19 protein-coding genes are annotated in these 22577 nt (G+C 72.8%); 9 read left to right on the top strand and 10 right to left on the bottom strand.

Features of this window, described 5'->3' with window-relative positions:
- Window positions 1–114: 114 nt before the first annotated feature.
- From ACFV8H_RS38035 to ACFV8H_RS38015, 5 genes are read right to left on the bottom strand one after another with little or no spacing between them, the layout of a single operon-like run.
- Window positions 115–1005: an IS5 family transposase gene (locus ACFV8H_RS38035; protein WP_380408879.1), complete on the bottom strand. Its 891-nt coding sequence runs from the start codon at window positions 1003–1005 to the stop codon at window positions 115–117.
- 4 nt (window positions 1006–1009) lie between these two features.
- Entirely contained in the window at window positions 1010–2542 is a 1533-nt protein-coding gene (locus ACFV8H_RS38030; protein WP_380408878.1) for a bifunctional 3-(3-hydroxy-phenyl)propionate/3-hydroxycinnamic acid hydroxylase, read from the bottom strand.
- Window positions 2539–4434, bottom strand: coding sequence for an acyl-CoA synthetase (locus tag ACFV8H_RS38025; protein WP_380408876.1), 1896 nt, complete (start codon window positions 4432–4434; stop codon window positions 2539–2541). The genes ACFV8H_RS38030 and ACFV8H_RS38025 overlap by 4 nt, the downstream gene beginning before the upstream one ends.
- Window positions 4431–5372 carry a fumarylacetoacetate hydrolase family protein gene (locus ACFV8H_RS38020; RefSeq protein ID WP_380408874.1) on the bottom strand — a complete coding sequence of 314 codons (942 nt, stop codon included), beginning with the start codon at window positions 5370–5372 and terminating at the stop codon, window positions 4431–4433. Before ACFV8H_RS38020 ends, ACFV8H_RS38025 begins: the two co-directional genes overlap by 4 nt.
- Window positions 5369–6514 carry a VOC family protein gene (locus tag ACFV8H_RS38015; RefSeq protein WP_380408872.1) on the bottom strand — a complete coding sequence of 382 codons (1146 nt, stop codon included), beginning with the start codon at window positions 6512–6514 and terminating at the stop codon, window positions 5369–5371. The genes ACFV8H_RS38020 and ACFV8H_RS38015 overlap by 4 nt, the downstream gene beginning before the upstream one ends.
- Before the next feature lie 141 nt (window positions 6515–6655).
- Here ACFV8H_RS38015 and ACFV8H_RS38010 point away from each other — a divergent pair, with 141 nt between their 5' ends.
- From ACFV8H_RS38010 to ACFV8H_RS37985, 6 genes are all read left to right on the top strand, one after another.
- The gene (locus tag ACFV8H_RS38010) at window positions 6656–7303 is read left to right on the top strand and encodes a TetR/AcrR family transcriptional regulator (RefSeq protein ID WP_380408870.1); all 648 of its coding nucleotides are present in this window, start codon (window positions 6656–6658) and stop codon (window positions 7301–7303) included.
- 149 nt (window positions 7304–7452) lie between these two features.
- Entirely contained in the window at window positions 7453–9099 is a 1647-nt protein-coding gene (locus ACFV8H_RS38005) for an MFS transporter (protein ID WP_380408868.1), read from the top strand.
- Between the two features lie 31 nt (window positions 9100–9130).
- The gene (locus ACFV8H_RS38000; protein WP_380408881.1) at window positions 9131–9853 is read left to right on the top strand and encodes a DUF2993 domain-containing protein; all 723 of its coding nucleotides are present in this window, start codon (window positions 9131–9133) and stop codon (window positions 9851–9853) included.
- A 180-nt stretch (window positions 9854–10033) separates the two neighbouring features.
- Window positions 10034–11581, top strand: a complete 1548-nt coding sequence (locus ACFV8H_RS37995) for an MFS transporter (protein WP_380408866.1) — start codon at window positions 10034–10036, stop codon at window positions 11579–11581.
- Between the two features lie 309 nt (window positions 11582–11890).
- On the top strand, window positions 11891–12097 hold the full coding sequence (locus ACFV8H_RS37990; protein WP_380408864.1) for a hypothetical protein: 207 nt from the start codon (window positions 11891–11893) through the stop codon (window positions 12095–12097).
- The gene (locus tag ACFV8H_RS37985; protein WP_380408862.1) at window positions 12094–12351 is read left to right on the top strand and encodes a hypothetical protein; all 258 of its coding nucleotides are present in this window, start codon (window positions 12094–12096) and stop codon (window positions 12349–12351) included. Before ACFV8H_RS37990 ends, ACFV8H_RS37985 begins: the two co-directional genes overlap by 4 nt.
- 40 nt (window positions 12352–12391) lie before the next feature.
- Here the strand turns inward: ACFV8H_RS37985 and ACFV8H_RS37980 are convergent, their stop codons facing one another.
- Window positions 12392–13012, bottom strand: coding sequence for an L-threonylcarbamoyladenylate synthase (locus ACFV8H_RS37980; RefSeq protein ID WP_375883736.1), 621 nt, complete (start codon window positions 13010–13012; stop codon window positions 12392–12394).
- 64 nt (window positions 13013–13076) lie between these two features.
- On the opposite strand from ACFV8H_RS37980, the gene ACFV8H_RS37975 reads away from it, so the two are divergent.
- Window positions 13077–14387: a cytochrome P450 gene (locus tag ACFV8H_RS37975; RefSeq protein ID WP_380408859.1), complete on the top strand. Its 1311-nt coding sequence runs from the start codon at window positions 13077–13079 to the stop codon at window positions 14385–14387.
- A gap of 25 nt (window positions 14388–14412) precedes the next feature.
- On the opposite strand, the gene ACFV8H_RS37970 is transcribed toward ACFV8H_RS37975, so the two are convergent.
- On the bottom strand, window positions 14413–14826 hold the full coding sequence (locus ACFV8H_RS37970) for a Fur family transcriptional regulator (protein ID WP_360238584.1): 414 nt from the start codon (window positions 14824–14826) through the stop codon (window positions 14413–14415).
- A 227-nt stretch (window positions 14827–15053) separates the two neighbouring features.
- On the opposite strand from ACFV8H_RS37970, the gene katG reads away from it, so the two are divergent.
- A complete protein-coding gene (gene katG / locus ACFV8H_RS37965; protein ID WP_380408857.1) occupies window positions 15054–17270 on the top strand; it encodes a catalase/peroxidase HPI in 2217 nt (738 codons plus the stop codon).
- A gap of 87 nt (window positions 17271–17357) precedes the next feature.
- On the opposite strand, the gene ACFV8H_RS37960 is transcribed toward katG, so the two are convergent.
- From ACFV8H_RS37960 to ACFV8H_RS37950, 3 genes are all read right to left on the bottom strand, one after another.
- Window positions 17358–18059: a response regulator gene (locus ACFV8H_RS37960; protein WP_380408855.1), complete on the bottom strand. Its 702-nt coding sequence runs from the start codon at window positions 18057–18059 to the stop codon at window positions 17358–17360.
- A 3-nt stretch (window positions 18060–18062) separates the two neighbouring features.
- Window positions 18063–19394, bottom strand: a complete 1332-nt coding sequence (locus ACFV8H_RS37955; protein WP_380408853.1) for a sensor histidine kinase — start codon at window positions 19392–19394, stop codon at window positions 18063–18065.
- 125 nt (window positions 19395–19519) lie between these two features.
- The gene (locus ACFV8H_RS37950; RefSeq protein ID WP_380408851.1) at window positions 19520–20053 is read right to left on the bottom strand and encodes a hypothetical protein; all 534 of its coding nucleotides are present in this window, start codon (window positions 20051–20053) and stop codon (window positions 19520–19522) included.
- A 415-nt stretch (window positions 20054–20468) separates the two neighbouring features.
- On the opposite strand from ACFV8H_RS37950, the gene ACFV8H_RS37945 reads away from it, so the two are divergent.
- Complete coding sequence (locus ACFV8H_RS37945) at window positions 20469–22451, top strand: ATP-binding cassette domain-containing protein (protein WP_380408849.1); 1983 nt, start codon at window positions 20469–20471, stop codon at window positions 22449–22451.
- The last annotated feature ends 126 nt before the right edge of the window (window positions 22452–22577 follow it).

Here is a 22577-nt window from a genome sequence, read left to right as displayed (position 1 = left end):
CCGACCCCCGGCCCTACGTCTGGACCAAACCCGCTGACCAGATCCTCGAATCCCTCGCCGGATACATTCGACGGATCAAGGACTCAGGACACTAGAGCCTGTCTGACAAATAAATCAGCCGGCGGGTTCTCGCAGCCACAAGACCAGAGCGGCTATGACAATCCCAGCTCGGTAGCGTTCGGCGAGCTTGTCGAACCTCGTCGCGATGGCACGGAACTGCTTGAGACGGGCGAAGCATCGTTCGACTACGTTGCGGGTGCGGTAGATGTTCTTGTCGAAGGCGGGTGGGCGACCGCCTTTGTCCCCACGACGTCGCCGGTTGGCCATCTGGTCGCGGCGTTCGGGGATCGTGGCAGCGATGCCCCGGCGCCGCAGCAAGTGGCGTATCGCCCAGCTGGAATACGCTTTGTCGCCCAGTAGCCGTGCCGGTGTCGTGCGAGGTCGGCCCGTCACGGCACGCGGGATGCGGATGTTGTCGAGGACCTGGCTGAAAGCTGTAGCGTCGTTGATGTTGCCCGGCGTGAGCACGATGGACAGTGGAAGGCCGCGGCCGTCGACGGCGAGGTGAATCTTGGTGGTGAGGCCTCCACGGGAGCGGCCGAGAGCCTGGCGCATCTGCGAATGGCCTGGATCTTCCAGCGTGCCCCCGTCTGCGGCCCTCCTTTTGCAGGCGCCGGCCGAGTGCTGGTGGGCTCGGTTGATGGTGGAGTCGACAGAAACGGTCCAGTCCACCCGGCCCACCGCGTCGTCGCGAATCTGGAGGTATTCCAGCAACGTCACCCAGATCCCGTCCACTTCCCAACGGGCGAACCGCTCGTAGACGGTCTGCCATGGCCCGTACCGTTCGGGGAGATCGCGCCAGGGAGCCCCGGTCCGCAGCCGCCACAGCACACCATTGACCACTTGGCGGTGATCACGCCATGGACGGCCACGTCCGCCCCGCTTCGGCAACAGAGGCCCGATCCGCTCCCACGCCGCGTCCGTCAACTCGCCTCGCCCTGACACGGAATCACCCCCGGACGCGCCCGTAGGAGCTCGATGAGGGCAGCAGCTGGCCCAGGGCCTCCGGGTCGGATGCGGTGCGTTGGACGGTGCCGTCGGGGCGGACCAGCGCCGCTGCGGTGCGGCCCTGGCCGAGCCAGCGGTGCAGGGCGGTGCCGGGCGAGGCGGTGACCAGGACACCGCCTCGGTCATGGATTTCGGAGCGCAGCGCGGGGGTGACGGGTGCGGAGGTGACCAGCGCGTAGCGGCCTGCGGCGAGGTCGTCGAAGCGTCGGCCGTCCGGCAACGGTGCGTTGGGGCACAGGCGTCCCGCGAGGCCGAGACCGAGCCGTCCGCGGTCGACCAGGGCCGAGCGGTGCAGCGCCGGGGTTCGGCTGTCGAGGATGCGGTTGCTCAGGCCTGGGAGCCGGTGCAGATGGGGCGCGAGGATGCGGCGCAACCTGCTGCCGGTGTGCCCGCCGGCGCTCATGGCGGTGCCGACCAGCTTGGCCAGGTTGATCATCGAGCGGGCGTGGGGTTTGCGTTCGGTCTCGTAGCTGTCCAGCACGTGTTCGGGGAGGTGGCCGTCGAGGACGGCGGCGAGTTTCCAGGTGAGGTTGGCGGCGTCGCGCAGGCCGGCGCCCATGCCCTGTCCTATGAAGGGCGGGGTGAGGTGGGCGGCGTCGCCGAGCAGGAAGACGCGCTGCCCACGCCAGCGGTCGGCGATCTGGGCGCGGAAGGTGTACTCGGCGGTGCGCACGATCTCCAGCGCGTCTGCGGGGAGGTCGCCGGTCCAGGGCCGGACGAGGGGGTGCAGGCGGGTCATGTCGCGGTAGTCGTCGGCGCTTTCACCGGGTAGGAGCTGGAACTCCCAGCGGTGGCGGCGTGCGCCGATGCGCATGTAGGTGGCCGCACGCACCGGGTCGCAGACCTGGTGCACGCCTTCCCACTGGTGCAGGTCGGCGTCGGTGGCGATGTCGACGACCAGCCAGCGTTGGGTGAAGGCCAGGTCGTGCATGGTGGAGCCGGTAGCCCTGCGGGTCAGGCTGTTGGCGCCGTCGCAGCCGAGCACGTACCCGGCGGTCACGGTGTCGGCCTCGCCGGTGGTCCGGTCGGTGAACCGTACCCGCGCCGGGCCGCGGTCGGACTGCTCGATCGCGGTGACGTCCACGTTGCCGCGCAGGGTGACGGTCGGGTGCCGTTCGAGGTTGGCGCGCAGCAGCTCCTCCAGTTGGGGCTGGTCGAACATGTTGGCCTCGGGGTGGCCGTGGCGGCCGAGGTCGGCGCCGCGCCGGAACTCGGCCAGCAGCCGCAGGTCGCGGTCCAGGAGCCGCAGGCCGTGGGCGGGGCGGGAGATCGCGGCGAACTCCTCGGCGATGCCCAGGCGGGCGAGCAGCCGGTAGACCTCGTCGTCGAGGTGGACCGCCCGCGGCAGCGGGTAGACCGACTCCCAGCGGTCCAGCACGAGGGTCTCGATGCCGTACTGGCCCAGCAGGGTCGCCGCGGTCAGGCCGGTGGGGCCGGCGCCGATGACGACCACCGGGACGGTGTCGGCGGTCATGACTCCACCGGGCCGGGCGTCGCCTGGGACCACGTCCAGCGCAGGGCGTACCGGTCGAGGACCGCGCTGATGGCCGCGCGGTCACCGGCACCGGGGGTGACGGACACGAGGACGGACCCGTCCTCGACCGCCGCGTCGACCTCCACGTCGCGGCCGTGGCCGGCCAGGGCCGCTGCGACAGCCAGCCGGGTGGCGTCGGCCCGCAAGGCAGGCTTGTAGGGCTTGCCGACATCGGTCACCGGCAGCGCGGCGAGGACGGTGACGGACTTCGGTGCGGCCGCACGTTCCGGGACGCGCTCGGCGGCCCACCGGCGGAGCTCGTCCTCGGTCACGTCCGCGTCCGGGGCGAGGGTCACGTACGCCACCGGGACCTCGCCCGCGTGCGGGTCCGGGCGTCCGACCGCGCCGGCGCCGGTGACGTGCGGGTGGGCGAGCAGCGCGTCCTCGATGACGGCCGGGTCGATGTTGTGGCCGCCGCGGATGATCAGGTCCTTGGCGCGGCCGGCCAGCTGGACGAACCCGTCGGCGTCGAGCCGGGCCAGGTCGCCGGTGTCGACCCAGCCGTCCACGAGCTTGCCGAGGCCGTCGAGGACCGGACGGCCCCGGCAGTCGCGGCCGGTGACGTAGCCGGCGAACACGGTCGGGCCGGCGATCGCCAGCAGGCCGGTCTGCCCGGCGGGCAGCTCCACCCCAGAATCCGGGTGGACGACCTTCACCCGCTGGTAGGGCATGCGCTGCCCGACCGCGCCGGGGCGTGGCGCGTCGGGGAAACTGCGGGCGCTGGCACAGGTGGCCTCGGTCAGGCCGTAGCCCTCGACCAGCGTCACCCCGGTGCGGGCCTCGAATGCGGCGCGCACGGCCTCGGGCAGCGGCGACGCGCCGACCATGGCGTACCGCAGGCTGCCGATGTCCGCCGTGCCGACCGGGCACTGGGCGAGCACCTGGTAGACGGTCGGGACGGCGCTCATGGCCGCGATGCCGTAGTGCTCGACGATCGACCAGAACTCCCCGTACAAGGCGGGTTCGCGGTAGCCGAGCGGGCCCGCCCACACCACCTGCTGGCCCTTGAACAGCGGCGCCAGCAGCGTGACCACCAAGGCGTTGACGTGGAACAGCGGCAGCGCGGCGAAGACGACGGCGTCGCTGTCGAGCAGCGAGTTCGCGGCGATCATCCAGGCGTTGGCGACCTCGCCTCGGTGGGTGTGTGCGGCGAGCTTCGGGGTGCCGGTGGTGCCGCCGGTGTGGAAGAATGCGGCCAGGTCGCCAGGCCGGGGTGGTTCTCCCGTGAAGGCGGACGCGTCCTCGGCCCGGGCCAGGTCGGCGAGGTGGGCGATGAGCACCCCGTCGATCTGCGGCAGCGGTTCGGGATCGCCGGCTGCCGCCGTGGGCCGAAGCACCAGGACCGCGTCGAGCCCTTCGGCCAGTTCGGGCAGCTTCGCCCAGACGTCCGGCGCCAGCTCAGGCCCCGCGGAGACGAGGACCCGGGCGCCGGAGCGCCGCAGCAGCTCGGCCAGGTGCGCGGGGGCGAGAGAGCCGTTGAGCGGCGCGGCGATGCCGGCGAGCTGCGCGGCGAGTGTCACGGGGATCAGTTCGGCGCAGTTGGGGGCCATCAGTGCCACCGCGTCGCCGCGTCCCACGCCGAGTCGGTGCAGCAGGTTGGCGTAGCGGTGCACCCGCTCCAGCAGATAGGCGAAGGTCAGTCGCGTCGGCTCGCGCCACCGGGCGGCCTCGGGCAGCACCGTCAGGGCGGTGCGGTCCGGCCACCTGCCCGCCGCGCGCACGAGCAGGTCGTACGTCGAACCGGGCAGACCCCGTGCCTGGAGCGGGACGGCCTCGATCGGAGCCAGGTCGTCGGGGCCGCAGTAGCGAGGCCACAGCAGGTCCTCGGTCATCGCGCGTACCTCACCGTCGTGCGCTGGCGACCGAGGTCGAGAGCGCCGTCGTCGGTGGCGACGGCGGCCTCCACCAGGTCGCCGTCCCGCAGGTACTTCGGGTTCCTGGCCTGGGCCTTGAAGAACAGCCGCCACTTGGTCGCGGCCGGCAACAGCGAGCCGAGGATCTCGACCGGCTTGGGCGGCGCGCTGAGCGCGGTGCCGACCGGAGTGCCGGTGAGCAGCAGATCACCGGGGTCCAACCGCTGGAAACCGCTGAGTGCCCTCAGGGCTTCGAGCGGCCGGTAGATCATGTCGGCGGCGGGCATGTCCTGCCGCAGCTCGCCGTTGACCCACAGGCGCAGCCGCAGTTCCGCGAACCGGTCGAGGTCGCCCTCCTCCAGCAGCACCAGCACCGGTCCGGTGGGGGTGAAGGTGGGATAGGACTTGGCCTCGTAGAACTGGGTCTTGGGCAGCTGCAGGTCCCGGGCGGAGATGTCGTTGGTGACCACGAGGGCGGCGACGTGGTCGGCGAGGTTCGCGGCGGTGACCTCGGTGCCGACCGGGAGCGGTGCGCCGATGACGAGGCCGATCTCCACCTCGTAGTCGAGGAGCCGGACGTGGGCGGGCTTGACGATGTTCTCGTATGGGCCGCTGATCGACCCGGAGGCCTTGCGGAAGAAGGTGAGCGGGACGTTCTTCGGGTCGAGTCCCGCGTCGGCCGCGTGCGAGGCGAAGTTCGTCATCTGGGCGACGACCCGGCGCCCTGGGGTGACGGGGGAGAGCACCGCGAGGTCGGCGACCGACACGCCGGGGCCGGTGCTGTTCACGGCGGCGGTGACGGCGCCCCGGTCGGCCAGCAGTTCGGCGGTGGTGGCGGCCGCGGTCTGCACCCGGACGGCGCGCTGCTCGCGGACGGCGTACCAGCCGTCGGTGGTGCGCAGGACGTTGACGCTCATCGGTTCATCGCTTTCATCAGGCCCAGGAGACGGCCGGGGTCGATCTCGTTGTCGGCTCGCAGGGCGCGCACCACCTCGCGGATCAGGGCGGGGGTGGGGTTGGCGCCGAGGAAGTCGCGGGTGGCGGGCGGGCCCCACTGGGCCAGGCCGGACGCGGACATCGGGGCCCAGCCGGGTTCCAGGTCGCAGGAGAACAGGTCGCCGTCGGCGAAGTGCTCGACCATCAGCTTGTCCGGGTCGCGCCAGTAGTCGAAGAGCTGGCTGCCCTGGATGTGCCGGCCGATGCCCCAGCTGCGCTTGTAGCCGCGCTCGGCGAGGTACTGCCCGCCGGCGGCGATCGCGTCGAGGTCGGTGACCTGGTAGGCGGAGTGGACGTAGCCGGTGCGCGGGCCCAGGTGCATGGCGAGGGTGTGGTGGTCGACCGGGACGGTGCCCTGGTCGCAGCGGATGAACGCCATCGTGGGGCCGCGGTCGCGCCGGCCGTCCAGGAACAGGAAGTCGCTGACGATCAGGCCCAGGGTCTCCAGGTACCAGTCCAGGGCCCGGGTGAACCTCGGTGTCTCCAGGACCACGTGGCCGAGCCGCTGGATGCGGGCCGGTTCGCGCGGCGGGCGCTGGGTGGCGTTGGTCCGGGCCCGGCTGCCGCCGAAGTTGAGCAGGAGCGGGGGCTGTTCGGGCAGGGCCGGAAGCTGCTCGGTGCCGTGGACGACGCGGACCGGGAAACCGGACGGGTCAATCAGGTCCACGACCTGCCCGCCGCCGAAGTCCCCGAGGTCGCGGACCGGCCGGCCGGTGGCCCGGGCCAGGCGGTCCAGATCCGCACGCTCGGCGGCCCGGAACACCGGCCCGAGGAACCGGGAGGCGCGCCCCTGGCGCAGCACCACGCACGCCGAACCGGGCAGCGTGCCGCGCAGGTACAGCGCCTGGCCGGTGCGCGCGGCGACGGCGAAGCCGAAGTCGCGGGCGAACACCTCGGCGCGGGACAGGTCCGGCTTCTCGAACTCCAGCCAGGCCAGGTCCGCCACCTTGATCACGGGCTGCCGGGCACGGCCCGGGTGCTCCCCGCGCAGCGCCCCGTGCTCGCTGTGCAGGTCCTGGTGGGCGGTGGCGGGCCCGGGCGGGCGGGCTCGTTCGTTCGACATGTGTGGGCTCCGTCAGGGATGGCAAACGGACATGCTTCTGATGGGAATCTCTTAACTGATAGAAGCATCAGTCTTGGCCGTGCGATCGTCAAGGGTTCAAGTGATGGAGTCATCAGATCTGAATGTGCCTAGACTGGCGGTATGCCGAAGCAGCTCGACACCACCGACGGCCCCGCCAGTGCCAACCGCTTCGAGCGCCGCCGTGCGCGTACCCGCCAGGCGCTGATCGCCGCCGCGCGGCAGATCCTCGCCGAGACCGGCGAGACCTCGGCCAGCATCCAGGACATCGCCGAACGCGCCGACGTGGGCTTCGGCACCTTCTACAACCACTTCGAGACCAAGAACGACCTCTTCGACGCCGCGGTCGGCGACGCCCTGGAGGAGTACGGCCAGCTGCTCGACAGCGTCACCGAAGGCATCGACGACCCGGCCGCGGTCTTCGCCGCCAGCGTCCGCCTCACCCTGCGGCTGGCCGCCTCGCACCCCGAGATCACCCAGATCCTGCGCCTGCGCGGCCTGTCGCACATCAACGCCACCACCGGGCTCGGGCCGCGCGCCCTGCGCGACCTGGAAATCGGCAAGGCGTCCGGCCGCTTCACCTTCGAAGACCCGCTCGTGGCCCTGTCGGCGGTCGGCGGCGCGCTGATCGGCCTGCTCCAGCTCAACTCGGCGCGAGATCTCGATGCGGAGGCCGGCGAGCACATGGCCGAGATGATCCTGCGCATGCTCGGGCTCCCCGCCGACGAGGCCCGCGAGATCGCCACCCGCCCCCTGCCCGACCTCCCCTGACCCCGGCCCGCCGGCCGCACGCCCACCCAGACCCCCGCCCCGTTCCACGGCGCGGGGGTCTACTGCATCCCCCGGCCCTGCAGGCCCGCCCGTACATCGCGACTGATGATTTGGTCGTAACTGATAAGAGCATCAGTTACGATGAGGGCATGACGATGCTCGAGAGCAGCAACTCCCCCGTCCGAACAGGCCATGGCGGCCAGAGCGGCGTGCTCTTCGCCATGTGCCTGTCCCTCGTCCTGGTCGTGGCCTCGGTCTCCGCGCTGAACCTCGCGCTGCCGAACCTCGCCGTGGAACTGGGCGCCACCAACTCGGCGCTGACCTGGATCGCCGACGGCTACACCGTGGCCCTGGCCGCGCTGGTCCTGCCGCTGGGCGCGCTCGGTGACCGGATCGGGCGCCGCAAGGTCCTGATCGCCGGGAACGTCGTCTTCGGCGCCGCCGCGGTCCTCGCGGCCTGCTCCTCCTCCACTTCACACCTGATCGTGTGCCGGGTGGTGATGGGCCTGGGCGCGGCCATGATCATGCCGGGGACGCTGTCGACGATCACCGCGGTCCTCCCCGAGGACCGGAAGCACCGCGGGGTCGCGATCTGGTCCGGCTTCGCCGCGGCCGGGGCCATCATCGGCATGCTCGCCGCCGGCGGCCTGCTGGAGCAGTTCTCCTGGAAGTCGATCTTCTGGGCCAGCGCCGCCACCGCGCTGGTGTGCGCGCTCGCCGCGCTGCTGCTGGCCCCGGAGACCCGCAGCTCGGTGCGGGAGCGTTTCGACTTCCCCGGGTCGGTGACCACCGCGCTGGCGGTGGGGGCGCTGGTCTACGGGATCATCGAGGGCAACGACCGGGGCTGGACCCGCCCGGAGGTCCTCGCCGCGTTCGCGGTCGCCGTGGTGGCGTTGGCCGCGTACGTGGTGCTGGGCCTGCGCAGCCGACACCCGCTGCTGGACCCGCGCCTGTTCAAACTGCGCGGCTTCGGCGCGGGCACGCTGGCGATCCTAGTGCAGTTCATGGCCGTCTTCGGGTTCTTCTTCGTCGGTCTGCAGTTCCTCCAGCTGATCCTCGGCTACAGCCCGCTGCACAGCGCGGTCGCACTGATACCGGTCGCGGCCGTCGTCCTGCCCACCTCAGTGGTCACACCGCGCCTGGCCACACTCCTGGGCGTCAAGGCGGTCATGCCCGCGGGCCTGCTGTGCCTGGCCGGCGGCAAGTTCTGGCTGACCCGCCTGCACGCCGACAGCGGCTACCTACCCTTCCTCGGCGCCCTGGTCCTCGCCGGGGCCGGTATCGGCCTGACCAGTGCCACCGGCACCAGCTCCATCGTCGACTCCCTCGGCCCCGACAGCCAGGGGGTGGCCTCGGCCATGAACGACACCGCCCGCGAGGTCGGCTCCGCGATCGGCATCGCGCTGATGGGCTCGGTGTTCTCCAGCCACTACCGCTCCGCACTGCCCGACGACCTGTCCCGCCTGCCCGCCCAGGCCGCCGAGACCGTGCACCACTCCGCCGCCGGCGGGCTCGAAGTCGCGGCCCACTTCGGTGCCCAGGGGCCCGCGCTGGCCGCCGCCGTCCGCGACGCCTTCATGTCCGGCTTCACCTCGTCGATGGAAGTCATCGCAGCGATTCTGGCGGTCGCCGCCATCGCCTGCGCCGCGATCGCACCGCGCCCCGGCCCGAAGGCCCGGGCCACAGCCGCGCAGCCCCACTGGTCCGCCGAGCCCGAGGCTGCCACAAGGCAGCAGCCCACAGCCCTGGGCCGGGACGCGGAGGTGCTCAACGCGTCCACCGCCGACCGGCCGTAGCGGCCAAGAACAAGGAGTCCCCGTGCCCGCCATGCCCCTCGCAGCGGCGCGCCGCCACCCGGTCCTCGCCGCCGCGGCGGCCCTCGCTGCCCTCGCGCTCGGTGTGACCGGGGCCGACCGCGCAGTCGCCCAGTACGTCCAGCACCGCACGGCCGATGCCTTCCAGCAGGCCACCGGCACCCCCCGGGCGCCCCAGGTCACCATCGACGGTTTCCCCGTCCTGACCCAGGCCGTCGCCGGACGCCTGAACCACATCGGCATCACCGCCCAAGGCATACCCGCCGACCCCGCCGACGGCCGACTGCCCGTCACCCGCCTCGACCTCGACCTCACCGGCGTGCGGCAGTCAGGCGACGAGCAGGCGGCCCATGCCGACTCCGCCAAGGCCGGCGCCTTCCTGTCCTACGACGACCTCTCCAGCGCCCTTGGCCTCGGCATCACCGCCGGCGACCGGCCCGGCTACGTCGACGCGCAGGTCCTCCTGCCCCTGGTCGGGGCAAGCACCATCACCGCCAAGATCTCCGCAGGCGCCGCCAACACCATCGTCTTCACCGACCTCCACCCGGTGTCCGGCGGCCTGCCCGACGCCGGGACGCAACTGCTCGCGAAGATCTTCGACCAGCCGATCCCCCTGCACAACATCCCCCAGGGCCTCCACCTCAACGCCCTCCTGACAGGCGCGGGCGGCCTGCAAGCCCAGCTCGCCGGCGACAACGTCACCTTCCGAACCGGCGCACCCGCCGCCGGCGCATGACGTCGCCAGGCCATCACGGCCCCAGGCCCGAACCCCACGGGCCCCGCGCCCCCGAAACGGTGACAGCAGGCCAGGACACGCCCCGTCGTGCCTGACTTCATCGAAGTTGATGCTCTCATCGGAAATCGAGGCTCGCTGCCTCACCACCGACCGGCCACCCTTCCAAGGGACGTGACCCACATGACGACCTCTCCCAGCACCCCCCTCCAGACATCCGAGGAGGCCGCCGGAGGCCGGGCCGGCCACCGCGGCGTCCTGTTCTCCATGTGCCTGGCCCTCGTCCTGGTGGTCGCCTCCGTCTCGGCCCTCAACCTGGCCCTGCCCGACCTCGCCGTGGACCTGTCCGCCACCAACGCCTCACTCACCTGGATCGCCGACGCCTACACCGTCGCCCTTGCCGCACTGGTCCTGCCGCTGGGCGCGATCGGCGACCGCATCGGCCGCCGCCACGTCCTGGTCGCCGGCACCGTCGTCTTCGGCGCCGCCTCCCTCGCGGCATCCTTCTCCGACACCACCACCCATCTGATCGTGTGGCGGATCGTCATGGGCATCGGTGCGGCCATGATCATGCCCGGCACCCTGTCCACCATCACCGCCGCCTTCCCGCCTGAGCAGCGCGCCAAAGGCGTCGCGGTGTGGTCCGGCTTCGCCGCGGCCGGCGCCATCATCGGCATGCTCGCCGCAGGCGCCCTGCTGGAGCAGTTCTCCTGGCGCTCCATCTTCGTCGCCAGCGCCATCACCGCCCTGGTCGCAGGCGCTGCCGCGGCAACCCTGGCCCCCAACACCAAGGACCCGCACCCCCACCGGCCCGACGTCATCGGCGCAACCTGCACCGCCGTCGCCATCGGCTGCCTGGTGTTCGCCATCGTCGAGGGCAACGAGCAGGGCTGGACCGAACCCCTCGTCCTCGCCGCCCTGGCCGTCACCGTCGTCGGCTTCGCCGCCTACGCCTTCTTCGGGCTGCGCAACGACCAACCACTCCTCGACCCGCACCTGTTCGGCATCCCCGGATTCCGCGCCGGTGCCGTCACCGTGCTGGTCCAGTTCATGGCCGTCTTCGGATTCTTCTTCGTCGGCCTGCAGTACCTCCAGCTCATCCTGGGCTACAGCCCCCTGAAAGCCGCCGTCGCCCTCGTCCCCGTCGCCGTCGTCGTCCTGCCCACCTCCCACATCACCCCCCACCTCGTCACCCGGCTCGGCATGAAGGCCGTGATGGCCGCCGGTCTGACCCTGCTCAGCGGTGGTCTGTTCGCCATCTCCCGCGTCCACGCCGACTCCGGATACCTGCCCTTCCTCGGCGGCCTGGTCCTGTGCGGCCTCGGCATCGGACTGACCGGAGCCGCCGGAACCGCCGCCATCACCGGATCCCTTGGCCGCGGTCAGCAAGGCGTGGCCTCCGCGATGAACGACACAACCCGCGAAGTCGGCTCCGCCATCGGCATCGCCCTCATGGGCTCCGTCTACGGCAGCCACTACCGCGACGCCCTGCCCTCCAGCATCGACCAACTCCCGCCCCAAGCCGCCGACTCCGTCCACGACTCTGCAGCAGCCGGCCTGCAGGTGGCCCAACAGGCCGGCCCCCAGGGCCCCGCCCTGACGCAGGCCGTCCAGGACGCATTCATCAGCGGGCTGTCGGCTTCCCTCATCGTCGTCGCCGTCATCGTGCTCGCCGCAGCCATCGGCTGCCTCTTCCGCGCCCCCCGCCAAGCCCCCAACGCCGATTCCTGACCGCCGAGCACGGGCCGTCCCGGAAACGCCAGTCGCCAACCGAGACTCCGTAACGTGATCTCCCTGAACAGCAGGGCCGTAGCAACCCTGCTCCGAGCGGTTAGCGAGCGGACACATCTACCGCGAACACACGAACGGTGCTCCGCGCTCTCAAGCAGCTCCGACCCGGCGCAACCCAATCGACAAACTCACCGACCGCTACCACACCGCAGTCGTCCTGGCTCGATGCTCCTACTCCGTGGATACACAAGGTGATGGTTTGTCAGACAGGCTCTAGCAGAATGGGCCCGGCTCGCGAGCCCCGTGGCCGTGGAGCGCCTGTACGAGTTCGCCCTCGGCGGTGAGCTCGAACCGCGGGACGCCCTTTGGGACGAACGGGGAGCCGCGTACCGGACCTTCGCGGCCTGGCTGCGCGGGCCCGAGCTCCAACTGGCCGTCGAGGCGGCCTTCCTGCGGATCGATGACCCCGCCCAACTCGATCAACTCATCACCGTCCATGACATCCTGGCGGCATGACCCACGACATGGTGCCGCCACTGCTCGCAGTCGCACTGCTCCTGCTCGTCATTAAACTGGCCCGTGAGCGGCGAAACGGCAAGCCCTCGCCGCTGATTCCGCAGTCGACTGCGGGCCGGGCGACGGCGTCGGCGGTCGCTGCCCTGGTGGTGGCCTCCGGGCTGGCGGGTGGTCAGCCGTGGGACGCGTCGGTGATCCCGGCGATCGCCCTCGGTGGGCTGGTGGGCTCGTTCGTGGACCTCCGCCACCGCTGAGCCCGGGGCGGCCGGGCCCCCGGCCCCGGCCGCCGGGTCCTCACTCGAAGCGCGCGGTGTCGCCGGCCCCCCGGCGGGTGATCTCGGCCTCGCCGCTGGAGAAGTCGATGACCGTGGTCGGCTCGGTGCCGCAGTCGCCGGAGTCCACCACGGCGTCCAGCACGTGGTCGAGGCGTTCCTTGATCTCCCAGCCCTGGGTCATCGGCTCGTCCTCGCCGGGGAGGATCAGGGTGCTGGAGAGGAGGGGCTCGCCCAGTTCGGCGAGCAGCGCCCGGGTGACGGCGTGGTCGGGGATCCGCACCCCCACGGTCTTCTTCTTGGGGTGCATCAGCCGGCGCGGCACCTCCTTGGTGGCGGGGAGGATGAAGGTGTAGCTGCCCGGCGTCGCGGCCTTGACGGCCCGGAAGACGTTGTTGTCCAGCTGGACGAACTGCCCCAGCTGAGCGAAGTCCTCGCACACCAGGGTGAAGTGGTGGCGGTCGTCGAGGCGCCGGATGGACCGGATCCGCTCCAGCCCGTCGCGGTTGTCCAGACGGCAGCCGAGCGCGAAGCAGGAGTCGGTCGGGTACGCGATGAGGGCTCCGGAGCGGAGGCTGTCGGCCACGGTGCTGATGGTGCGCGGCTGGGGGGATTCGGGGTGCACGTCGAAGTACTTGGCCATTGGCCGACCTTACGGGATCCCACCGGTTGATCGCCGCAACCGCGACGCAGTACGGTCGGTCACCGTGGCACTGGACCAGGCGCGGGTGAACCGGATCTTCCTGCCCGGGACGTACGCCGAGGGCGTTCCGTACGGGCTGTTCCGCGAGCTGCGGGCCGAGGCCCCGGTCTGCTGGGTGGAGGAGCCGGCGGTGGGGGACTGGCCGGCCGGGGCGGGCTACTGGGCGGTGCTGCGGCACGCGGACGTGAAGCACGTGCTGCGCAGCCCGGAGCTGTTCTCCTCGCACCTCGGAGCGACCCAGATCCGCGACCCGGACACCCCCGCCGACCTGGCCTTCGTCCGCACCATGATGCTCAACCAGGACCCGCCGGACCACGCCCGGCTGCGCCGGATCGTCACCGCCGCGTTCACCCCGCGAGCGCTGCACGGGCTGACCGCCGCCATCGAGCGGCGCGCGGCCGAACTGGTCGCCGCGATCCGCCCCCTGGGCGAAGCCGACTTCGTGCCGCTCGCCGCCGATCTGCCCGTGTGGACGCTGGCCCTGATCCTGGGCGTGCCCGAGCAGGACCGGCAGCTGCTGGTCGACTGGTCGAACCGCGTGATCGGCTACCAGGACCCGGAGTACGCCCGGTCCAGTACGGCCGACCCGTCCCGGCTCACCGCTCTGGGACGCGCCGCGCTCGACCACCGGCCGACCGTCCTCACCGCCCCTGACGGCCGCCCGCTCAACCCGCGCTCCCGCGCGGCCCTCGCCGACATGTTCGCCTACGCCCACGCGCTCGCCAGACAGCCGCCGCCGGGCAGCATCGTCGCCCGCATGCGGGAGGCCGGCCTGAGCGCCGCCGAGTTCGAGACGATGTTCTTCCTCTTCGCCGTCGCCGGGAACGAGACCGTGCGCAACGGCCTGCCGGGCGGCCTGCACACCCTGCTCAGTCATCCGGACCAGTACCGACTCCTGTGCGAGCGGCCGGAGTTGATCCCGTCGGCGGTGGAGGAGATGCTGCGCTGCTGGCCGCCCGTGGTGCACTTCCGCCGCACCGCGACCCGGGACACCCGGATCGCCGGGCAGCCGGTCCGCCGGGGCGACAAGGTGGTGGTCCACCACGCCTCGGCGAACCGGGACGAGGCCGTGTTCCCGGAGCCGGACCGCTTCGACGTCTCCCGCACCCCGAACGACCACGTGAGCTTCGGGTACGGCCCGCACTTCTGCGTCGGCGCCCGGCTCGCCCGCCTGCAGCTGCGGTCGGCGCTGCGCCAGCTGCTCGACCGCCTCCCGGGGCTGGAACTCGACCCGGACCGGCCGGCGCGGCGCCTGGTGTCCAACTTCCAGAACGGCCTCAAGAGCCTGCCGGTGCGCTGGACGGCCCCGGGGTGACGGCGCGCTCCGCCGGGAGGCCGGCTCAGCCCGCGCAGGCCGGGCAGAGGCCCCGGTAGGTGACCTCGGCGCCCGAGACGGCGAAGCCGAACCGCTGCTCCGCGGGGAGGTCGGCGAGCGGGTCGCCCAGGGGGTGGACGTCCCGGATGGCGCCGCAGCCGGTGCAGACCAGGTGTTGGTGCGGGTGGTGGGCGTTGGGGTCGTAGCGCTTGGCGCGCCCGTCCGTGGACACCTCGATGACCTCACCGAGGGTGACCAGCTCGCCGAGGGTGTTGTACACCGTCGCGCGGGAGATCTCCGGGAGGCGCTCGGCCGCGCGGGCGTGCACCTCGTCGGCGGTCAGGTGCACGTGCTCGCCGTCCAGGACCTCGGCCACGACACGCCGCTGGGAGGTGAGGCGCCAGCCGCGCTCGCGCAGCCGCTCCAGCAGGTCACTCATCACGGTTCACCTATTCAGGTCATGGGGGAAGACCGGAGTTTACCAATGCCGGTCCTGAGGCCTCCGACCTCGGCCGGATACGGGTTTGGTGTCTTTCTTGACTTGGACTACGTCCATCGTAGGATCGGCTCCGGCGCTAGCCTGGGTAACGGCAGTGCCGAATAGCAGCAGTAGGTGCCGTAGGTAGCAGATAGACACCGTGATCCGCCTTGTACGGAAGGATTCCCATGTCTGAGAACCACGATGCAACCGGTGTAGAGGCGAGCGCGGGCGGCTGCCCGGTCAACCACGGGCGCGCGCTCCACCCCACCCAGGGCGGCGGGAACCGCCAGTGGTGGCCGGAGCGGCTGAACCTCAAGATCCTCGCCAAGAACCCCGCCGTCGCCAACCCGCTCGGCGCGGACTTCGACTACGCCGCGGCGTTCAGCGCCCTGGACCTCGCCGCCGTCAAGCGGGACATCCAGGAGGTGCTCACCACCTCGCAGGCCTGGTGGCCGGCCGACTTCGGCCACTACGGCCCGTTCATGATCCGGATGGCCTGGCACAGCGCCGGCACCTACCGGATCAGCGACGGCCGCGGCGGCGCCGGCGGCGGCCAGCAGCGCTTCGCCCCGCTGAACAGCTGGCCGGACAACGCCAGCCTGGACAAGGCCCGCCGACTGCTGTGGCCGGTGAAGAAGAAGTACGGGCGCAGCCTGTCCTGGGCCGACCTGATCGTCCTGACCGGCAACGTCGCGCTGGAGGGCATGGGCTTCGAGACCTTCGGCTTCGGCGGCGGCCGGGTCGACGAGTGGGAGCCCGACGAGGACGTCTACTGGGGCCCCGAGACCACCTGGCTCGGCGACGAGCGCTACACCGGCGACCGTGAGCTGGAGAGCCCGCTGGCCGCCGTCCAGATGGGCCTGATCTACGTCAACCCCGAGGGCCCCAACGGCAACCCGGACCCGATCGCCGCCGCCCGCGACATCCGCGAGACCTTCTACCGGATGGCGATGAACGACGAGGAGACCGTCGCGCTGATCGCCGGCGGCCACACCTTCGGCAAGACCCACGGCGCCGGCCCGGCGGACAACGTCGGCCCGGACCCGGAGGCCGCGCCGATGGAGCAGCAGGGCCTCGGCTGGAAGAGCGGCTACGGCACCGGCGTCGGCGCCGACGCCATCACCAGCGGCCTCGAGGGCATCTGGACGGCCACCCCGATCACCTGGGACAACAGCTTCTTCGAGACCCTGTTCGGCTACGAGTGGGAGCTCACCGAGAGCCCGGCCGGCGCCCACCAGTGGAAGCCGAAGGACGGCGCCGGCGAGGGCACCGTGCCGGACGCCCACGACCCGGCCAAGCGGCACACCCCGATCATGCTCACCACCGACCTGTCGCTGCGCTTCGACCCGGTGTACGAGCCGATCTCGCGCCGCTTCCTGGAGAACCCGGCGGAGTTCGCCGACGCCTTCGCCCGCGCCTGGTACAAGCTGACCCACCGCGACATGGGCCCGGTCGTGCGCTACCTCGGCCCGGAGGTCCCGGGCGAGCACCTGCTCTGGCAGGACCCGCTGCCGGCCGTCTCGTACCAGCAGGTCGGCGCCGCGGACGTCGCCGACCTCAAGCGGCGGATCGCCGGGACCGGCCTGTCGGTCTCCGAGCTGGTCTCCGCGGCCTGGGCCGCGGCCTCCTCCTTCCGCGGCAGCGACAAGCGCGGCGGTGCCAACGGCGGCCGGATCCGGCTGCAGCCGCAGGCCGGCTGGGAGGTCAACGAGCCGGACCGGCTGGCCGGTGTGCTGCGGGCGCTGGAGGGCGTGCAGCGGGACTTCAACGCGCAGGCCGGCGACAAGCAGGTCTCGCTGGCCGACCTGGTGGTGCTGGCCGGCGGCGTCGGCGTCGAGCAGGCGGCCAAGGCGGCCGGGCTGGCCGTCGAGGTGCCGTTCGCGGCCGGCCGGGTGGACGCCCCGCAGGAGCTCACCGACACCGAGTCCTTCGCCGCGCTGGAGCCCAAGGCGGACGGCTTCCGCAACTGGGTCGGCAAGGGCAACCGGCTGCCGGCCGAGTTCCTGCTGCTGGACAAGGCGAACCTGCTGGGCCTGAGCGCGCCCGAACTGACCGTGCTGGTCGGCGGTCTGCGCGTGCTGGGCGCCAACCACCAGCAGTCCGCGCACGGTGTGCTGACCGAGACCCCGGGCGTGCTGACGAACGACTTCTTCGTCAACCTGCTGGACCTGGGCACCAGTTGGTCCTCCGCCTCGGGGGACGCCCACACCTTCGAGGGCCGGGACGCCTCCGGTGCGGTCAAGTGGACCGGCACCCGCGCCGACCTGGTGTTCGGCTCGAACTCCGAACTGCGTGCCGTCGCCGAGGTGTACGCGGCCGACGACGCCAAGGAGAAGTTCGTGGAGGACTTCGTCGCGGCCTGGACCAAGGTCATGAACGCGGACCGCTTCGACCTGGTGTGACGCGGTAGCCGATGACGGCGGGAGCCCGGGGGTTGTAAACCAACCCCCGGGCTCCCGTGCGTCGTTGCGGCGCGTTCCCCTCCGCCCTTACGGCGCGCCCGCGCTGACCAGCCCGGTCTCGTACGCCGCGACCACCACCTGGGCCCGGTCCCGCAGCCCCAACTTGCCCAGGATCCGGGCCACATGGGTCTTCACCGTCGCCTCGGAGAGCTGGAGCCGGCCGGCCAGCTCGGCGTTGCTGAGGCCGCGGGCCAGCAGCCCCATCACCTCCAGCTCGCGCGGGGTGAGGGTGGCCAGTTCGCGGTGTGGGGCGGCCGCCTCGGGGGCGGCCGGGCGGGCGAAGCGCTCGACCAGCCGGCGGGTGATCGCCGGGGCGAGCAGGGCGTCCCCGGTGCGGACCAGCCGCACGGCGGCGGCCAGGTGCTCCGGGGTGACGTCCTTGAGCAGGAAGCCGCTGGCCCCGGCGGCCATCGCGGCGTAGACGTAGTGGTCCAGGTCGAAGGTGGTCAGCATGATGATCCGGGGCGCGTCGGCGGTGCGGTCCGCCGTTCGGCCGGCCAGGATCCGCCGGGTGGCCTCCAGCCCGTCCAGGCCGGGCATCCGGATGTCCATCAGCACCACGTCCGGCCGGGTGCGGCGGACGGCGGCGACGGCCTGCTCGCCGTCCTCCGCCTCGGCGACCACCTCGATCCCCTCGGACTCCAGGATCAGCCGGAAGCCGATCCGGACCAGGGCCTGGTCGTCGGCGACCACCACGCGGATCGGGTGCTGCTCCACGGCGTCTGTCAACTCTCAACTCTCCAGCGGTATCGAGGCCTTGACGCGGTAGCCACCGCGCGGCCGGGGGCCGGTGTGCAGGGTGCCGCCGTAGACGGCGAGGCGTTCGCGCAGGCCGAGCAGGCCGCGCCCGTTGCCGGTGGCGGCGGCGCCGGTGGGGCGGCCGCCGGTGTCGGTGACCTCCACCGTGAGGTGGTCGGCGGCGTAGTCGACGGTCACCGCGGCGGCGGCGCCGCCCGCGTGCTTGACGGTGTTGGTGAGCGCCTCCTGGACGACCCGGTAGGCGGCCAGCTCGACCCCGGGCGGGACGGTCCGGCGCTCCCCGCGCACCGTCAGCTCCACCGGCAGGCCGGCCCGGCGCACGCCCTCCACCAGGGAGTCGAGCCGGCCGAGGCCGGGCTGCGGGCTGAGGTCGGCGGTGGTCGCGGGATCGCCGCCGATCTCCGAGTCGATGGTCAACAGGCCCATCACCTGGCGCAGTTCGGTCATCGCCGCGCGCCCGCCGGCCTCCACCGCGGCCATCGCCTCGCGGGCCCTGTCCGGAGCGGTGTCCAGGATCTTGCGGGCGGCCCCGGCCTGGATCGTCATCATGCTCACGTTGTGGGTGACCACGTCGTGCAACTCCCGGGCGATGCGGGCCCGTTCCAGCTCCACCGCGCGGTCCAGCGCGGCCAGCTGCTCGCGCTCCAGGGCGGTCAGCCGCTCCCGGCCCTCCTCCACCCGGCGCCGCCCCATCCGCAGCTCGTAGGCGACCGCCAGCACCGGCACCAGCACCAGCACGGCGATCACCCAGTTCTGGAAGTGCGGCAGCAGGGCGTGGTCGAAGAGCACCACGAGTGCCGCGGTGGCGGCCGCCAGGCCGAGCAGCACGGCCTTCGGGCGGCGCCCGTACGCGGCCGCGCCGTAGGCGGCGACGATCACCACCACGCCCGCCCAGAACGCGATGTCCTCGTGCTGCGACCGCACCAGCAGGGCGGCCGCCAGCACCGTCCACAGCACCGCCAGCGGGTGGCGCCGGCGCAGCACCAGCGGCAGCGGGACGAAGGGGACCAGCAGCAGCATCCCGTTCCAGGGCGATCCGTGCCAGCTCGGACCGGACTGGCCGTGCGTGTGGGCCGCGACGACGGCGTAGCGGCCGCAGACGGAGGCCAGGAACAGGGCCAGGGCCAGGTCGAAGGCCTGGCCGCGCCGGGTGGGCCGGGGCGGGGGCGGCGCGTCGTCGGCGCCGCCGTCCAGCAGCCGTCGCACGGTGGGGTGGTTGATCACCGGGTCATTGTGGCGGTCGGCCGCCGCCGGGGACAGCCCCGCGAGCGGCGGCAGCCGCTGCACCTGACGACTACCTCGCAAGGATGACACCGGAGCCCGTACGCCCGGCGCGGTACGGAAGTTGCGGCGTGCGGCGGGCGCGCTGCGGGCGGAGTGAAACCCCGGGCGGGCCGGGGGTCTCAGGACTCCTCGTCCGCCCGGCCCTCCTAGTCGGCCCGGCCTTCCTCGGCCCGGCCTTCCTCGGCCTTCCGGTCCTCCTCGGCCTTCCGCTCCGCGGCCCGGACCTGCTCGGTGAAGGTGTGCTCGTCGAGCCGCTCGACGCTCGCCCCGTGCTTCGCGGCCAGCTCGTCCGCCGGGCCGGGCGAGGCCTCCCGCACCTCCACGGCGACCAGCGCCCCGCCGTCCGGCACCCGGGGCGACAGCACGATCAGCGCGGCGCCGCCCTCCGAGGCCGCGCGCTCCTCGGCCGCGTTGCCGAGCGCCGCGCCCGCCGCGAAGCCCAGCAGCACGCCCACGGGCCCGCCGAGCAGCCCCACCAGGCCGCCCAGCACCCCCGACCCGACCGTGGCCACCCCGGCGCCCCGGGTGAAGGTGTCCTTGATCTCCAGCAGGCCGTCGGCACTGCGCTCCATCGCCGCCGCGTACCGCAGCCCCGGCAGGTGCTGCGCCTCGTCGAACGCGGGACGCCAGGCCCCGCCGTCGGGAAAGGTCAGCAGGACGACGTTGTGCTGCTCGCTCATCGCACTCCGATCGGGCTGGGGGCGGCTCGGGCCTCCATCGTGACCTTCGGCGCGCCACCCGGCCACAGGAAGCGTCCCGCCGACCCGGACCGAGTGGGGCGGCCGTCCGATGAGCGGATGAGCTGCCGCCGGTCCGCCCGGGCCCGCCGCGAATCGAACATCGCGGAGCCTCTCGGTGATCGACATCCACCAACTCGCCGTCGCCGACACGGAATCGCCCGGATCGGGTGAGAGCGGGCGGGACACGCCGGACGGGCCCGTCGGCCGCTGCCAGGATCGGGGTCCGCACCGGCAGCCAGCCCCTCGCAGAGTGCCCTCCGGCACCGCTGCCGACCCACCGCGCCCACCCCGCGGTGAGGGCTGCCCGCGTGCGGGACCGCTGCGGCCGTCGGCCGCCGTACCTGGGAGGAACACCGTGTCGAAACAGGTCGTGAAGCCCACGAAGCCCCTGGCCGAGAAGTCTCCGGCCGGGGCCGAGCACGACGAGGAGCTGCACCTGCGCTTCCCCGGCGACCGCCGCGCCGAGGCGGGCGCGTCGATGTCCACCGGCGCGATGCTGCGCCGCCTGCCCCACCTGGTCCGCCGGGCGCTGGCGCTGGCCTGGGCGGCGGACCGCACGTCCACCGTGCTGCTGCTGGTCTGCCAGGCGCTGGCCGGGGTGGCCGGGGCGCTCGCGCTGTACGCCACCACCGGCACCCTGGGCGCCCTGCTCGTCCCCGGGCCGGTGACCGAGCACCTGCGCACCGCCACGCCCTCCCTGCTCCTGCTGACCGCCTCGGCCGGGCTGCGGGCCGTCCTGGGCATCGCGGTGGTGGGCCTGTCCGGCCGGGTGTCGCCCCGGATCACCCGGGAGGCGGAGCTGGCGCTGATCGCCGCCGGGTGCGCCGCCGAGCTGGAGGCGTACGACGAACCCGCCTACAACGAGCAGTGGGAGGCCGCCGACCGGGGCGCCTCGACCACGCCCGACCTGCTCTCCAACGCCCAGGACGTGATCGCCTCCACCGTCTCGCTGGCCGCCGCGGCGGGCGTGCTGGCGACGCTGCACCCCTGGCTGGTGCCGCTGCTGCTGCTCGGCTCGGTGCCGACCGCCGTCGCCGCCGTGCGCACCGCCCGGATCCACTACCTGGCCGCGGTGGTCACCAACGAGGACCGCGGCGCGCTGCGCGTCTACCGCTGGTTCCTGATCGACAAGACCCGCGCCGACCAGGTCCGTTCGGACCAGGTCACGCCCTTCCTGATGGCCAAGTACCGCCGCGCCGAGGCCAAGATCGTCGCCGCCACCGACCGGGCCACCCGGCAGGCGGCCAAGGTCTCGCTGCTGGCCGCGCTCGGCACCGGGGCCGGCAGCGCGCTGATCTGGGGCACCCTGCTCTACCTGGTGGCCTCCGGCCGGATCGACCTGGCCGCGGCCGGCACCGCCACCTTCGCGCTGCGCACCGCCTCCTCCGGGCTGCAGGGCCTGGTCGGCAACGGCGCCCGGCTGTACCGGATGGGCCTCTACCTGGACGACTACTTCACCTTCCTGGACGAGGCCGGCGGCCACCGCATCGACCGCGGCGAACTGGTGCCGGGAGCACCGCAGTTGGTCGAGGTGACCGGGCTGAGCCACGCCTACCCGGGCGAGCAGCAGGAGCCCGCCCTGCGCGGGGTCAGCCTGACCCTGCGGGCCGGCGAGGTGGTGGCCGTGATCGGGCAGAACGGCAGCGGCAAGTCGACCCTGCTCAAGCTGCTCTCCGGCCTCTACCTGCCGCAGTCCGGCCGGATCACCTGGGACGGCGTGCCGGTGGAGGAGCTGGATGCGGACGGCATGTGGTCCCGGGTCGCCCGGGTGCCGCAGGAGTTCGCCCGCTGGCCGCTCGGCGCCGCCGAGAACGTCCACCTGGGCCACCTCACCGAGCGGTGGATGGCGGACGTGGTGGAGGCCGCGGCCCGGACCGGCTTCGACGAGACGGTCGGCCGGCTGCGCTCGGGCTGGCGCACGCTGCTCGCCCAGGGGTGGTGGGGCGGCGCCGAGCTGTCCGGCGGCGGGTGGCAGCGCGCGGCCGTCGCCCGGGCCCTGTACCGCACGGTGCGCAGCCCCGGGCTGCTGATCCTGGACGAGCCCACCTCGGACCTCGACCCGCGCGCCGAGCACCGCATCCTGCACGCCCTGCGCGGCCTCGCCGAGGGCCGGATCACCCTGCTGGTGACCCACAACATCGCCAACGCGGCGGTCGCCGACCGGGTGATCGTGATGGACAAGGGCAGCATCGTCCAGACCGGCACCTGGGCCGAACTCGCCGCCCGCCCGGACGGCTTGTTCCGCGAGCTGCTGGACCTCCAGCGCGACCGCGCCGTCCCCGCCCAGCGGTCGGCGGCGGACCGGCCCCGGTCGGCCGGGGGCCGAGCCGGGGCGTGACCCCGGGACCGGGCCGGGGCCCGGCCCGGTGACCCCGTCGGGGGGGGGGGGGGCCCCCCCCCGCCCCTCCGGCCGGAAATAGGGCGTCCGACGGGCCCGGCTGCAAGACCAAGGAGGCCATCGTAA

The sequence above is a fragment of the Kitasatospora sp. NPDC059827 genome, from assembly GCF_042731675.1.
GTDB lineage: Bacteria > Actinomycetota > Actinomycetes > Streptomycetales > Streptomycetaceae > Kitasatospora.
This window is presented reverse-complemented; position numbering and strand designations above follow the sequence as displayed.

Bases quoted from the DNA above. Each gene is read 5' to 3' on its own strand.
- ACFV8H_RS38010 (WP_380408870.1), top strand. From the start codon at position 6,656: ATGCCGAAGCAGCTCGACACCACCGACGGCCCCGCCAGTGCCAACCGC.
- ACFV8H_RS37970 (WP_360238584.1), bottom strand. From the start codon at position 14,826: ATGAGTGACCTGCTGGAGCGGCTGCGCGAGCGCGGCTGGCGCCTCACC.
- katG (WP_380408857.1), top strand. From the start codon at position 15,054: ATGTCTGAGAACCACGATGCAACCGGTGTAGAGGCGAGCGCGGGCGGC.
- ACFV8H_RS37995 (WP_380408866.1), top strand. From the start codon at position 10,034: ATGACGACCTCTCCCAGCACCCCCCTCCAGACATCCGAGGAGGCCGCC.
- ACFV8H_RS38015 (WP_380408872.1), bottom strand. From the start codon at position 6,514: ATGTCGAACGAACGAGCCCGCCCGCCCGGGCCCGCCACCGCCCACCAG.
- ACFV8H_RS38030 (WP_380408878.1), bottom strand. From the start codon at position 2,542: ATGACCGCCGACACCGTCCCGGTGGTCGTCATCGGCGCCGGCCCCACC.
- ACFV8H_RS38025 (WP_380408876.1), bottom strand. From the start codon at position 4,434: ATGACCGAGGACCTGCTGTGGCCTCGCTACTGCGGCCCCGACGACCTG.
- ACFV8H_RS38020 (WP_380408874.1), bottom strand. From the start codon at position 5,372: ATGAGCGTCAACGTCCTGCGCACCACCGACGGCTGGTACGCCGTCCGC.
- ACFV8H_RS38005 (WP_380408868.1), top strand. From the start codon at position 7,453: ATGACGATGCTCGAGAGCAGCAACTCCCCCGTCCGAACAGGCCATGGC.
- ACFV8H_RS38000 (WP_380408881.1), top strand. From the start codon at position 9,131: ATGCCCCTCGCAGCGGCGCGCCGCCACCCGGTCCTCGCCGCCGCGGCG.
- ACFV8H_RS37980 (WP_375883736.1), bottom strand. From the start codon at position 13,012: ATGGCCAAGTACTTCGACGTGCACCCCGAATCCCCCCAGCCGCGCACC.
- ACFV8H_RS37950 (WP_380408851.1), bottom strand. From the start codon at position 20,053: ATGAGCGAGCAGCACAACGTCGTCCTGCTGACCTTTCCCGACGGCGGG.
- ACFV8H_RS37985 (WP_380408862.1), top strand. From the start codon at position 12,094: ATGACCCACGACATGGTGCCGCCACTGCTCGCAGTCGCACTGCTCCTG.